Source organism: Paraburkholderia fungorum, assembly GCF_900099835.1.
In the GTDB taxonomy this organism is placed as follows: domain Bacteria; phylum Pseudomonadota; class Gammaproteobacteria; order Burkholderiales; family Burkholderiaceae; genus Paraburkholderia; species Paraburkholderia fungorum_A.
This window is the reverse complement of record NZ_FNKP01000001.1, coordinates 2,431,068-2,444,145: the sequence shown is the minus strand read 5'-3', so window position 1 is coordinate 2,444,145 and position 13,078 is coordinate 2,431,068. Positions and strand designations below refer to the sequence as shown.

The window sequence follows — 13,078 nt, the reverse complement described above, 5'->3', positions numbered from 1 at the left end:
CACCGCCTTAGCACCGGAACGCCGCTTATGTGGAGCTACATCGTCAAACGTCTGTTGCTGATGATTCCGACCTTGCTCGGCGTATTGACGCTGACCTTCGTCGTGATCCAGTTCGTGCCCGGCGGACCGGTCGAGCAGATGCAGCACGAACTGCGCAAGGGCGCGGAGAACGGCGCGCCGTTCGGTCTGCGTGCGCATAGCGGGGTCGACGCGCAGCAGATCGCGCAACTCAAGCAGCTGTATGGCTTCGACAAACCGCCGCTCGAACGCTACGTGCTGATGCTCAAGCGTTTCTCCACGTTCGATCTGGGTCAGAGCTATTTCCGCCATCAGAGCGTGTGGTCGCTGATCGTCTCGAAGCTGCCGGTGTCGATCAGCATCGGGCTGTGGACCTTCTTCCTGACGTATCTGATATCGGTGCCTTTAGGGATAGCGAAAGCGGTGCGCAACGGCTCGCGCTTCGATCTGGTCACGAGCCTTGTTGTACTGATCGGTTACGCGATTCCTGGCTTCGTGCTCGGCGTGCTGCTGCTCGTGCTGTTCGGCGGCGGCTCGTTCCTGCAACTGTTCCCGCTGCGCAATCTCACGTCGGATAACTGGGCGCAGTTGAGTTTCGGCGGCAAAATCGTCGACTATCTGTGGCACATCACGTTGCCGATCACGGCGTCGGTGGTCGGCAGTTTCGCGGTCGTCACGATGCTGACCAAGAACGCGTTCCTCGACGAAATCCGCAAGCAATACGTGTTGACTGCGCGCGCGAAAGGGTTGTCCGAGAGACGTGTGCTGTGGAAGCACGTGTTTCGCAACGCGATGCTGCCGCTGATCGTCGGTTTTCCGGCTGCGTTCATCGGCGCGTTTTTCACCGGCAGTCTGTTGATCGAAACGCTGTTTTCGCTCGACGGGCTCGGGCTGCTGTCGTATGAATCCGTGGTCAGGCGCGACTATCCGGTCGTGCTCGGCACGCTGTATCTGTTCACGCTGATCGGTCTCGCCACCAAGCTGATTTCCGACCTCTGCTATGTGTGGGTCGATCCCCGCATCCAATTCGAACAACTGGAGCGCTGATGAATCGAGCCCGCCTTTCCGCCGATGCATCGGCGCGTACCGAACCGGCTCGCGCGTTCGTTTCGCCTTCGCCCGCGCGTCGCGTGTGGCAGCGGTTTCGCCGGCAGCGTCTCGGGTACTGGAGCCTGATCGTGTTCGTCGTCGCGTTCGCGGCGAGTCTCGCCGGGCCGCTGTGGTCGAACGACAAGCCGTTGGTAGTGCGCTACGACGGCCAGTTCTATTTCCCGCTGTTCAAGACGTACGCCGAGACTACGTTCGGCGGCGACTTTCCCACGCCGGCCGACTATCTCGATCCGTATGTGGCGCATCGCTTCGACGCGCCCGGCAACTTCGCCGTGTATCCGCCGAACCGCTATTACTACGACACGCTGAACTACTTCTCGAAGTTGCCGAACCCGGCGCCGCCGTCGCGCGATAACTGGCTCGGCACCGACGATCGCGGCCGCGACCTGTTCGCGAGGCTGCTTTACGGCTTTCGTGTGTCGGTGGAATTCGGGCTCGTGCTGACCTTGATCGGCACGGTGCTCGGCATCGCGGCGGGCGCGGTGCAAGGGTATTTCGGCGGACGCACCGACATAGTCGGACAGCGGCTGATCGAAATCTGGAGTGCGATGCCCGAGCTTTATCTGCTGATCATCTTCTCGTCGATCTTCGAGCCGGGGTTCATTCTGCTGATTGTGCTGCTGTCGCTGTTTGGCTGGATCGGTTTGTCCGACTACGTACGCGCCGAGTTTCTGCGCAATCGTACCCAGGACTACGTGCGGGCGGCGCGCGCGATGGGTTTGTCGAACTGGCAGATCATGTGGCGGCACGTGTTGCCGAACAGCCTGACGCCGGTGATCACGTTCCTGCCGTTCAGAATGAGCGGCGCCATTCTCGCGCTGACGAGCCTCGATTTTCTTGGCCTTGGCGTGCCGTCGCCGACACCGAGCCTTGGCGAACTGCTCGCGCAAGGCAAGGCGAATCTCGACGCGTGGTGGATTTCGTTGTCTACCTTCGGCGTGCTGGTCGCGATGCTGTTGCTGCTGACTTTCATGGGCGACGCGCTGCGCAACGCGCTCGACACCCGTATCTCCGATGCGATGCGCGCCGGGGGCAATCAATGAGCGCGACGTTGGGGAAAAACGCGGGGCAGGGTGACGGGTCGTCGGGGCCGCTGCTGGAGCTTGATCATTTGCAGGTGACGTTCGGCGACACGGTTGCCGTGAGCGACGTGACGCTCGCGATTCAGCGCGGCGAGCGCGTGGCGCTGGTCGGCGAATCGGGCTCGGGCAAGAGCGTGACCGCACTGTCGATCCTGCGGCTCTTGAGCGATGCGCACATCAGCGGTTCGGTCCGTTTCGACGGCGAAGATCTGCTCGCGAAAAGCGAGCGCGAGATGCGCGGCCTGCGTGGCTCCGATATCGCGATGATCTTCCAGGAGCCGATGACCGCGCTCAATCCGCTCTACACGGTTGGCGACCAGATCGCGGAGACTATCGTCGTGCATGACGGCGTGTCGGCGAACGAGGCCCGCAAACGCGCGGTCGCTTTGCTGGGGCGCACAGGCATCGCCGAGCCGGGCAAGCGCGTGAACCGCTATCCGCATCAACTGTCGGGCGGGCAACGGCAGCGCGCGATGATTGCGATGGCGCTCGCGTGCCGCCCGCGTTTGCTGCTCGCCGACGAACCGACCACCGCGCTCGACGTGACGATCCGCGCGCAGATCGTCGAGCTGCTGCTGGAATTGCAGCGCGACGAAGCGGAAAAGCGCGGCATGGCCGTGCTGCTGATCACGCACGATCTGAATCTGGTGCGTCACTTCGCGCAGCGCGTCGCGGTGATGGAAAAGGGCGTGCTGGTGGAAAGCGGGACCGTCGAGCAGGTGTTCGAGTCGCCGCAGCATCCGTACACGCAGCGGCTGCTGGCGAGCCGCCCTGAGCGCACGGTGGTTCCGGTTCTGCCGATCTCGCCGGTGCTGCTCGAAGCCCGTGAAGTCTCCGTCGATTTCAAAACGAAGCTGCCGGGCTTCAACGGCTGGTTCCGCGCCGGGCGTTTTCGCGCGGTCGCTGAGGCGAATGTCTCGGTGCGGCAGGGCGAGACGCTGGGCATTGTCGGCGAGTCGGGTTCGGGCAAGTCGACGCTTGCGATGGCGCTGCTCGGTCTGCAACGCACCGTGCACGGCGAGATCGAGTTTCAGGGCAGGGCGCTCGGCAGCTATCGCGGCGCCGAACAGACCACCTTACGGTCGAATATGCAGGTTGTCTTTCAGGATCCGTTCAGTTCGCTTTCGCCGCGTCAGACCATTGAGCGGATCGTCGGCGAGGGGCTGGCGCTGCATCGTCCGCAAATGAACGAACAGGCTCGCCGCGACAAAGTGATTTCGGTGCTGCGCGAGGTCGGTATCGACCGGACGGCGCTTTATCGTTATCCGCATGAATTTTCCGGCGGCCAGCGGCAACGGATTGCGATTGCTCGCGCGCTGGTATTGGAGCCGCGCATCCTGATCCTCGACGAACCAACCAGCGCGCTCGACGTTTCGATTCAACAGCAAGTGCTGAAATTACTCGCCGGGTTGCAACAGAAGTACAACCTCGGCTTCGTTTTCATCAGTCACGATCTGGCCGTTATCGGGGCAATGGCGCACCGTGTCGCGGTGATGCAAAACGGTTCGATCGTTGAAAGCGGTGACGTTGAGCAGATTTTTGCGAAGCCGTCTCATCCTTACACGCGAAAGCTGCTGAAAGCAGCGCTTGACCATTGATTTTTCACCCTTTCACCAATTGGGTGCGTATCTCGATTGAATTTTTCTATTTGTTTTGACACATGAATACCTACTGGTTAGTATCGACCAAACTTTTTTCCGTAGACCACTGATTTCTAGGCAAAAACTACCGACCAATGCAGCACAGAAACCTAACCCAGGCTTGCACGCGCGTCGTCGCCGGGATGTTCATTGGCGTCTTGATGGCAGCAGCTCCCGGCGCTTTCGCCGACGAAGTAAGCAGTTTCAATCAGAATGCCTCATATTCGACCTCCACCGGGTCGAATCCTTTGTCCCTCTCCAATTCGCAACCGGCTGCTTCGAATAGCGACGGCGGCGCCAAATCGTTCCTTTCCGGCATGGCTGGAAAAGCGGGCGACGTGGTCGTCGGCGCGTTGAACATGATCGGCGTTCGCTACCGTTGGGGTGGAAATACACCCGATTCCGGGCTCGATTGCAGCGGATTCGTCCGCTACGTGTTCCAGGACACGCTCGGTATGGCGCTGCCGCGTCGTGCTGAAGAAATGAGCCGGGTCGGCGAGAAGGTTCGCGTTAGCGACCTGAAGCCGGGCGATCTGGTGTTCTTCAATACGATGCGTCGCACGTTCTCGCACGTCGGCATCTATATTGGCGACAACAAATTCGTGCATTCGCCTTCCACAGGCAGCACGATCCGCGTTGACGATATGGACGACGGTTACTGGGAAAAGCGTTTCACGGGCGCTCGCCGGATCGAGACGTCGTATCAGGAAGGCGAAGATCTGCGCAAACGCGTGAATGCGACGATGGGCGGGAACAATTAATCCTGCCTGAATCGCCGATCGGCGGTTGTCGAGTTATAAAAAAGCCTGCTTCGAACGAAGCAGGCTTTTTTGCGTTTGAGCGATCGCTCAGCGGAATGCCTGACGGTTAAGGTACCAGTGGACGCCTGAACGACTTATCCAGGCGCCTGCGCTATATCAATGCGCGATTGGCGTCGTCTTACGCCGCAGCGCGGCTCGCCGCCAGTTTGCGCTGCAACTCCGGCATCATCTTCGCGACCGCTTCCTCGCCCGCAAGGATCGCCGCGTTGCGCTGCGAAAAATCGCTGCCGCTCATGGCGGCAAGATTCGGACGAATCACCACGTCGGCATATTTGTCGAGTTCATAAGCCTTGATCGTCTGGCCCATGATCGTGAAGGTTTGCATCAACACGTCGAACGAGCTTGAAGTCAGGCCGGTTTCCGGGCGCTGCGAGATATCCACGGCGATCACGAAATCCGCGCCCATCTTGTGTGCGAACGATGCCGGCACCGGACTCACCAGGCCGCCGTCTACATATTCATGGCCGCCAATCTTCACCGGCTCGAAAATCGACGGCACGCTGCACGATGCGCGCACGGCGATGCCCGTGTTGCCGCGCTGGAACAGAATCGGCTGACCCGTCTTCAGATCGGTGGCGACCACGCCGAGCGGCTTCACCATCTTTTCGATCGGACGGTTGTTGAGGGTCGTGTTCAGGTAGTTCTGCAGCGCGACGCCTTGCAGGAAGCCGCGCGTGCGGAACGGCATAGCCCAGTCGCTGATCGACGCTTCGTCCATGGTGAGCGCGAGCTTGTTCAGCGCGAAGCCGTTCATGCCCGACGCATAAAGCGCGGCAACCACCGAGCCGGCGCTGGTGCCGGCCACCAGATCGACCTGAATATTGCGCGCCTCGAGCGCCTTGATCACGCCGATGTGCGCGAACCCGCGCGCGGCGCCGCCGCCTAGCGCCAGTGCGACCCGGATCGGCCGTTCGGTTTTGTCGACGGGCGGCGGCTTGACGGCGGGCGTCGCGGCGATCGGCGCGTTATCGATTCTGCCGCCAGTTGTGGTGCAGGCGGCAAGCACAGCGGAGGCGGCTGCCAATGAGAAGTTGCGGCGGGCGAGGCGGGGCGATGACGATTTCAACGAGTTCTCCAGCAACGGCGCGGACGACGCAATCAGCGTCGCTACAGGCCGCGATCAGGCGCATAGTCAGACGGACAGGCATTTTCCACGCTGTGGATCCGACTCTTGCCGCAGCGCGCGCACATCATAAATCAAAGGATCGGGCGCGCGGCGGCCTGGTAATGAAACGTTGCAGAGAGTGGCTCAGGGGATTTTCCGGAAGAGGTTCGTGGGGGAGCCTGAGCACAAATGCGGCTATCGGGCGAGCCTCGCTAACGTCGAAGGAAACCTGCCCTTCAGCCGCGCGCATGCGCCCTGAACGCCAGCCCTGGCCATTCGGCCGAGGCCTGGCGATACACCTACGGAAGGTATAATTCGGCTCTCGTATTTAATTCCTTCGTGCTCGTGCACGGCGTTGTCTGCCGCATGAGCGCGTTCCGCTGCCGCGCCCGACGGTTGAAGTCTGCCGGGGCGCCGGCGCCTGTCTTCCGAGTAACCGCTAATGACCACCTCCGTTCGTACCCGTTTTGCACCGAGTCCCACCGGCTTTATCCACCTGGGCAACATTCGCTCCGCGCTTTATCCGTGGGCGTTCGCGCGCAAGATGAAAGGGACCTTCGTGCTGCGGATCGAAGACACCGACGTCGAGCGCTCCACGAGCGAATCCGTCGACGCCATTCTCGAAGGCATGGACTGGCTCGGCCTCGATTTCGACGAAGGTCCGTTCTATCAGATGCAGCGCATGGACCGTTACCGCGAAGTGCTCAAGCAGATGCAGGACGCCGGCCTCGTGTACCCGTGCTACATGTCGACGGAAGAACTGGATGCGTTGCGTGAGCGTCAACGCGAAGCCGGCGAAAAGCCGCGCTATGACGGCACGTGGCGCCCGGAACCCGGCAAGGTCCTGCCGCAGCCGCCCGAGGGCGTGCAACCGGTGCTGCGCTTCCGCAATCCGCTGACCGGCGTGGTCGCCTGGGACGACGCGGTGAAGGGGCGTATCGAGATCTCGAACGAAGAACTCGACGACCTCGTGATCGCGCGCCCGGACGGCACGCCGACGTACAACTTCTGCGTGGTCGTCGACGATCTCGACATGAAGATCACCCACGTGATTCGCGGCGACGATCACGTGAACAACACGCCGCGTCAGATCAACATTCTGCGTGCGCTGGGTGGCGAGCCGCCGGTGTACGCGCACTTGCCGACCGTGCTGAACGAGCAGGGCGAGAAGATGAGCAAGCGCCACGGCGCGATGAGCGTGGTGGGTTACCGCGACGCCGGTTATCTGCCGGAAGCGGTGGTCAACTATCTGGCGCGACTCGGCTGGTCACATGGCGACGCGGAAGTGTTCACGCGCGAGCAGTTCGTCGAATGGTTCGATCTGGATCACCTCGGCAAGTCGCCGGCTCAATATGACCACGACAAGCTGAACTGGCTGAACGCTCACTACATCAAGGAAGCGGATAACGCGCGCCTCGCCGAACTGGCTAAGCCGTTCTTCGCGGAGTTGGGTGTTGATGAAGCCGCACTCGCTCAAGGCGCTGATCTGACGGCGGTGGTGGGTTTGTTGAAGGATCGTGCGTCGACGGTGAAGGAAATCGCTGAAAACGCCGCGATGTTCTATCGCGTACCTGCGCCTGATGCGGAGTCCCTGGCGCAACACGTGACGGACGCGGTGCGTCCGGCGCTGGCCGATCTCGCCGCCGCGCTCAAGACGGTCGAGTGGACCAAGGAAGCAATCGCCGCCACATTGAAGGCGACGTTAGGCGCGCACAAGCTGAAGATGCCGCAACTGGCGATGCCGGTGCGGTTGCTGGTGGCAGGTACGACACATACGCCGTCTATCGACAGCGTTTTGATGTTGTTCGGTCGCGATGTCGTTGTCGGCCGCATTGAAAAGGCGCTTGCTTAAGCGCGTTCGCGCCTGCGTTGAGAGGGTTTGCATGCGACTTGCGAAAAAAGTCGCATGCAATTGCTCAAAGGGTATTTACAAGACGCAAATTGGCCTCTAGAATCTCGTTTCTCTGATGTGCCGCGGGGGTATAGCTCAGCTGGGAGAGCGCTTGCATGGCATGCAAGAGGTCAGCGGTTCGATCCCGCTTACCTCCACCAACACAGCAGAGCGAGTAGTAGAAAGTTGTTGAGAAGTCAGCAAGTTGTAGTAAAAAAGACTTCACAAATGACCGAAACGTTGTTATAGTAGCGGTCTTCGCAGTTGATGAAACGAAGTAACGAGATAGCACCAGTTACCGGCGAGTTGGCAGCGAGTTAAAGACAGATCTGAAAAGATTATGTCCCCTTCGTCTAGAGGCCTAGGACATCACCCTTTCACGGTGAGTACAGGGGTTCGAATCCCCTAGGGGACGCCAAACATAAGCGTCGCTTTAGTGTTCGAGTTAATGCTCGATTGGCAGTAAAGCAGCGCAGCTTGCAGAGAAAAACCAACGCTCGCAAGTAGGTGGAAAACTGGAGCGGTAGTTCAGTTGGTTAGAATACCGGCCTGTCACGCCGGGGGTCGCGGGTTCGAGTCCCGTCCGCTCCGCCAGTTAAAGCCCGTTCGCACGAACATGAACGGGCTTTTTCATTAAAGTTGTAAGCAGTACGTTGTCCCCTTCGTCTAGAGGCCTAGGACATCACCCTTTCACGGTGAGTACAGGGGTTCGAATCCCCTAGGGGACGCCAAAACGTCGGCGTCGTTCGGTTGGAAGTTTGAACGGTGCAGTAGGTTGCTGAAGGTAAGTGAGCGTAGCTCATAAGCCAGCGGTGCAAAATCTGGAGCGGTAGTTCAGTTGGTTAGAATACCGGCCTGTCACGCCGGGGGTCGCGGGTTCGAGTCCCGTCCGCTCCGCCAGATTTTAGAAAGCCCACTTCGAAAGAAGTGGGCTTTTTTTATTTCCGCTGCTCAGCAACGTAGCTCGCCTGGGTATGCTCGGGACAAACAGCCATTGCCAGCAGGCTTCCCCTGTTTTACCGTTGACCCCACTCATTCTCGTCGCTCATCTGCGTCACCTATCTTCGTCGTTTCGCCATGTTCGATCCAACCGAAGCTACCTCACCGTTTCATTTGCGCATTGCCAGCATGGACGATTTCGAGTTCGCCGAGGCGCTGACTCGCAACAACATGGGTGGCTACTATCACCGGCATCACCTGGTTTGGCGCGGTGATCTTTTTCTCGGCAGTTGGCGCGAATCGGAGAATTTTATTCTTGAGGTGGATGGCAAGCCGATCGGCGTGCTGCGCATCACGGAAGAGGGCGATTCGCTGCATATCCGCGACGTGCAGATTGCCGAGGGACATCGGCGGTTGGGAGCGGGCACGTATCTGCTGGATACGTCGCATCAGTGGGCGCGGGAGCGCGGGCTGCGCGAATTGCAATTGCGTGTGTTCGTCGACAATCCTGCCGCGCGGCTCTATCAACGTAAAGGCTACAAACTGGCGGGACCGCGTCTCGCCCAGCTTGGCGCGATCCGTCATCTGGCGCGACGGGTCTGATGAGAGCGAGGCCCAGCGGTCGTTGCTGCCCGATACGCCTACACTTCCCGCGCCGTTTCATCATCCTGTGAACGCGCGACATGATTTTCCGGACGATGCTCCGAACCGCGCTCGATAAACGCACGCGGACTCTCGCCGAACGCACGCCGGAACATCGCGGAAAACGCACTCTGGCTCTGGTAGCCAAGCTCTTGCGCCACATGCGAAAGCGGCCGCCCCTGACTCAACAGCGGAATGGCACGAGCCAGAATCGCCTGCTGACGCCACTGCGAAAAACTCACCCCTAATTCCTGCCGAAACAGCCGCGCGATCGTACGGGTACTCGCGCCGACGCTCGACGCCCATTGTTCGAGCGATTCGCCATGCGTCGGATCTTCGATCACGGCTTCGCAAAGCGCACGCAGGCGCTTCTCGTTAGGCATCGGCACTGAAAGCGGCAAAGGCTCCGAACGCGTCAATTCGTCGAGTGCGAGCGCGCCGAGTAGCTGTTCGCGCGTGACGGAAATGCCGGGCGTGTCGAGCGCGGCAATCACTTCCCGCAGCAGATCCGAGACCTCCACCACCCGCGGCGTATCCAGTCCGGCCGGCACCGTATTCTCGGTGATGTACAGCGTGCGCAGAAACGCATCCTCGACGGCGACCACTTCGTGCGTCACATGCGGAGGCACCCAGATTGCGCGCGACGGCGGCACCATCCACGTAGTGCCGGTCGTTGCGATTCGCAGCACGCCGCGCGACGCGTAAGCCACTTGTGCCCACGCATGCCGATGCCTGGCGATGCGCGAACCCATCGGCATGGGCCGCGAGCGCACACGAATCGGATGTTCGTTCGTGGGTTGATGCTCGGGCGGAATGTCGGCGAAGCGTACGAAGCTCAACAGGTCTGAGTCGGCGGACGAAGTCATGGCGAAGAGCGATCCAGAGAGCGAATGCCGCAGGTGGGGCTGTCATGTTCACGCGCCAAAGGCTTGAGTCGTGAGTCGAAAAACCGCGCGGATTCAAAGCCCCAAACCGCAGTCGGCCTCTCATTGTAGAGGTTGACCGCGATACGGCGTGCATAATGTCCCGATTGTCCGGTCCCGAGGAGAATCCCATGAGCTTTGCTACAGCGGATTTGTGCGATGCACATGAAGACCAGTTGGCGCTCGGTACGCTGCGCGTGCTCGAACCGGTCTTCCATCTGTTCAGCCGCCCCGAGTGTTTCAGCGGCGCGGCGGTGACGCTGAAAGTGTTCGAAGACAATGCGCTCGTGCGTGCCACGCTCGAAGAGCAAGGCGAAAACCGGGTGCTGGTGATCGACGGCGGCGGCAGTCTGCGTTGCGCGCTATTGGGCGGAAATCTCGCGCAAATCGCGGAGCAGAACGGCTGGGCGGGCGTGGTTATCAACGGCTGCGTGCGTGATACGCTCGAATTGAACGACGCCAATGTTGGCGTGGCGGCGCTGGCAACCTGTCCGCGACGCTCGCCGAAGCTCGGCGCCGGCGAGCGTGATGTCCCCGTGCAGTTACCCGGCGCATTAGTGCGTCCCGGCGACTGGATCTACGCGGACCTTGACGGCGTCCTCGTCGCGAACACCGCACTGACTTGAAGCGTCAGCGGAACCCCGGCTCGAACCGAAGCCACCCATTCCTTATTTTCCAGGAGAGCAAACGACGATGCAGACCGTCTTTATTTACGGCACATTGCGCGCCGGTGAAGTGAACGACATCCACGAAGCAGCGGCGCGTAACGAGATCGCCGAGCCGAACCGGCTTGGCACGGCCACGGTGCGCGGTCATCTGTTCGACTTCGGTTTGTACCCGGGGCTGGTGGTCGACGAAGCGGGTATCGACGTGATCGGCGACGTCTACGAAATCGACGACGCGCTCGTCGCGGTGCTCGATGAAATCGAAGCGGTTTATCCGGGCGTCGAAGATCGTTTTCTTGCGCGCGAGGTGATGCTGAAAGTGGACGGCAACGTGGTGAATTGCCGCTTCTATCCGGTCGCGCCCAGTGCAGTGAAGGGGCTACCCGAAATCAAATCGGGCGATTGGGTCGGTTATCGCAGCACTCGCTGACCACTCGAAAACCCGCACAAAAAAATGGCCCGGCAGGCATACACCTGTCGGGCCATCCGGTCGGTCAGTCTTGCGAGTCAGGCTGTTTTCATACGACGTGTGCCGTCCCGGCAGGCTTCATGGGGCCGACTTCACGACGCATAAAAAAGCTCAGCCTCAAATCTCTTCATACAGCGGCAGCGTCAGAAAGTCGGTGAACTGCTCCGACGTCGACATTTCCTCGAAGATCTGCGCGGCCCGTTCATACGGCTTCGTATCCGCGCCAGCCGTACCGCCCACCGCCTGCTTCACCTTCGCCAACTCCTGCGCCGACAACTCGCGCACGAGTTCGACCGTCACCTTGCGGCCATCCTCGAGCTTGCCCTTCGGCGAGCGAATCCACTGCCACACTTGCGAGCGCGAAATTTCCGCCGTCGCCGCGTCTTCCATCAGGTTGTGAATCGGCACGCAGCCATTGCCCGCGAGCCACGAACCCAGGTAGTGAATGCCGACGTTGATGTTGTTGCGCAAACCGCCTTCGGTAATCGGCGCCTCGGGACGGAAGTCCGTCAGATCGGCGGCCGTCACGAGCACGTCGTCGCGTTGCTTGCCGATCTGGTTCGGCTTGTCGCCGAGCACCTTGACGAATTCTTCCATCGCGATCGGCACGAGGCCCGGGTGAGCGACCCAACCGCCGTCGTAGCCGTCGCCCGCATCGCGTGCCTTGTCCGAACGCACGCCGCCCATGGCCTTGTCGTTCGCCGCCGGATCGTTCTTGATAGGGATCAGCGCGCTCATGCCGCCAATCGCGGGCGCGTTGCGTCGATGGCAAGTCTTCAGCAGCAACAGCGCATACGCGCGCATGAACGGCGAGGTCATCGTGATCTGCGAGCGGTCGGCGAGACAGAAGTCGCGATCGGCCTTGAACTTCTTGATCGCCGAGAAGATGTAGTCCCAGCGGCCCGCGTTCAGTCCCGAGCTATGTTCGCGCAGTTCGTACAGGATTTCGTCCATCTCGAACGCGGCCACGATCGTTTCGATCAGCACGGTTGCGCGAATCGTGCCGCGTGGCACGCCGACGGCTTCCTGCGCCGCGAGGAAAATGTCGTTCCACAGACGCGCTTCCAGATGGCTCTCCATCTTCGGCAGATAAAAGTACGGGCCCGAACCGCGCGCGACCAGTTCCTTCGCGTTGTGCACCATGAACAGCGCGAAGTCGAAAATACCGCCCGACACGCGCTTGCCGTCCACCTTCACGTGCTTCTCATCCAGATGCCAGCCGCGCGGACGCACGATCAGCGTGGCGACCTTGTCGTTCAGCTTGTAGGACTTGCCGTTCTGCTCGAGCGAAATCGTGCGGCGCACCGCGTCCTTCAGATTGATATGGCCGCCGATCTGGTTATCCCAGCTCGGTGCGTTCGAATCCTCGAAGTCGGTCATGTACGAATCCGCGCCCGAATTCAGCGCGTTGATGATCATCTTGCGCTCGACCGGGCCGGTGATTTCCACGCGGCGGCATTGCAGATCCTGCGGCAGCGGCGCAATTTTCCAGTCGCCTTCACGGACGTGCTTCGTCTCCGCGAGGAAATCGGGACGCTCGCCGGCATCGAGCCGCTTCGTGCGTTCCACGCGCGCCTGCAACAACTGCTGACGGCGCGGTTCGAAGGTGCGATGCAGCGCGGCGACGAGTTCGAGCGCTTCGCGCGTGAGGATTGCTTCGTAGCCCGGCTTGATCTCAGCCGAAATTTCCATGCCCTGCGGCAGCGACGACGATGACAGCGAATTCGCCATGGTTTCTCCTTGGTCGGTCAGATTGCAATGATGCAAATGTTG

General features: G+C 60.7%; 11 protein-coding genes and 5 tRNA genes. 13 read left to right on the top strand and 3 right to left on the bottom strand.

Annotated elements, in window-relative coordinates; all coding sequences use genetic code 11:
- Positions 1 to 27 precede the first annotated feature (27 nt).
- From BLS41_RS10715 to BLS41_RS10700, 4 genes are all read left to right on the top strand, one after another.
- Positions 28 to 1,065, top strand: a complete 1,038-nt coding sequence (locus BLS41_RS10715; protein ID WP_074764286.1) for a microcin C ABC transporter permease YejB — start codon at positions 28 to 30, stop codon at positions 1,063 to 1,065.
- Positions 1,065 to 2,171 carry an ABC transporter permease gene (locus tag BLS41_RS10710; RefSeq protein ID WP_074764285.1) on the top strand — a complete coding sequence of 369 codons (1,107 nt, stop codon included), beginning with the start codon at positions 1,065 to 1,067 and terminating at the stop codon, positions 2,169 to 2,171. The genes BLS41_RS10715 and BLS41_RS10710 overlap by 1 nt, the downstream gene beginning before the upstream one ends.
- Positions 2,168 to 3,808 carry an ABC transporter ATP-binding protein gene (locus tag BLS41_RS10705; protein WP_074764284.1) on the top strand — a complete coding sequence of 547 codons (1,641 nt, stop codon included), beginning with the start codon at positions 2,168 to 2,170 and terminating at the stop codon, positions 3,806 to 3,808. Before BLS41_RS10710 ends, BLS41_RS10705 begins: the two co-directional genes overlap by 4 nt.
- 137 nt (positions 3,809 to 3,945) lie before the next feature.
- Positions 3,946 to 4,611, top strand: a complete 666-nt coding sequence (locus tag BLS41_RS10700) for a C40 family peptidase (protein WP_074764283.1) — start codon at positions 3,946 to 3,948, stop codon at positions 4,609 to 4,611.
- A gap of 178 nt (positions 4,612 to 4,789) precedes the next feature.
- Here BLS41_RS10700 and BLS41_RS10695 read toward each other — a convergent pair whose 3' ends face one another.
- On the bottom strand, positions 4,790 to 5,737 hold the full coding sequence (locus BLS41_RS10695; RefSeq protein WP_074764282.1) for a patatin-like phospholipase family protein: 948 nt from the start codon (positions 5,735 to 5,737) through the stop codon (positions 4,790 to 4,792).
- 481 nt (positions 5,738 to 6,218) lie between these two features.
- Here BLS41_RS10695 and gltX point away from each other — a divergent pair, with 481 nt between their 5' ends.
- From gltX to BLS41_RS10660, 7 genes are all read left to right on the top strand, one after another.
- The gene (gltX, locus tag BLS41_RS10690; RefSeq protein WP_074764281.1) at positions 6,219 to 7,628 is read left to right on the top strand and encodes a glutamate--tRNA ligase; all 1,410 of its coding nucleotides are present in this window, start codon (positions 6,219 to 6,221) and stop codon (positions 7,626 to 7,628) included.
- A gap of 124 nt (positions 7,629 to 7,752) precedes the next feature.
- A tRNA-Ala gene (locus tag BLS41_RS10685) sits at positions 7,753 to 7,828 on the top strand.
- A 181-nt stretch (positions 7,829 to 8,009) separates the two neighbouring features.
- Positions 8,010 to 8,085: transfer RNA gene (locus BLS41_RS10680), tRNA-Glu, on the top strand.
- A gap of 99 nt (positions 8,086 to 8,184) precedes the next feature.
- Positions 8,185 to 8,261 (top strand) — tRNA-Asp (locus tag BLS41_RS10675).
- A 61-nt stretch (positions 8,262 to 8,322) separates the two neighbouring features.
- Positions 8,323 to 8,398, top strand: a tRNA-Glu gene (locus BLS41_RS10670).
- Between the two features lie 92 nt (positions 8,399 to 8,490).
- Positions 8,491 to 8,567, top strand: a tRNA-Asp gene (locus BLS41_RS10665).
- 177 nt (positions 8,568 to 8,744) lie between these two features.
- Positions 8,745 to 9,209, top strand: coding sequence for a GNAT family N-acetyltransferase (locus BLS41_RS10660; RefSeq protein WP_074764280.1), 465 nt, complete (start codon positions 8,745 to 8,747; stop codon positions 9,207 to 9,209).
- 38 nt (positions 9,210 to 9,247) lie between these two features.
- Here the strand turns inward: BLS41_RS10660 and BLS41_RS10655 are convergent, their stop codons facing one another.
- On the bottom strand, positions 9,248 to 10,114 hold the full coding sequence (locus BLS41_RS10655; protein ID WP_074764279.1) for an AraC family transcriptional regulator: 867 nt from the start codon (positions 10,112 to 10,114) through the stop codon (positions 9,248 to 9,250).
- A gap of 188 nt (positions 10,115 to 10,302) precedes the next feature.
- Here BLS41_RS10655 and rraA point away from each other — a divergent pair, with 188 nt between their 5' ends.
- On the top strand, positions 10,303 to 10,797 hold the full coding sequence (gene rraA, locus BLS41_RS10650) for a ribonuclease E activity regulator RraA (protein WP_074764278.1): 495 nt from the start codon (positions 10,303 to 10,305) through the stop codon (positions 10,795 to 10,797).
- Between the two features lie 67 nt (positions 10,798 to 10,864).
- Complete coding sequence (locus tag BLS41_RS10645) at positions 10,865 to 11,266, top strand: gamma-glutamylcyclotransferase family protein (protein ID WP_074764277.1); 402 nt, start codon at positions 10,865 to 10,867, stop codon at positions 11,264 to 11,266.
- Positions 11,267 to 11,422: 156 nt separating this feature from the next.
- Here BLS41_RS10645 and aceB read toward each other — a convergent pair whose 3' ends face one another.
- The gene (gene aceB / locus BLS41_RS10640) at positions 11,423 to 13,036 is read right to left on the bottom strand and encodes a malate synthase A (protein ID WP_074764276.1); all 1,614 of its coding nucleotides are present in this window, start codon (positions 13,034 to 13,036) and stop codon (positions 11,423 to 11,425) included.
- Positions 13,037 to 13,078 lie beyond the last annotated feature (42 nt).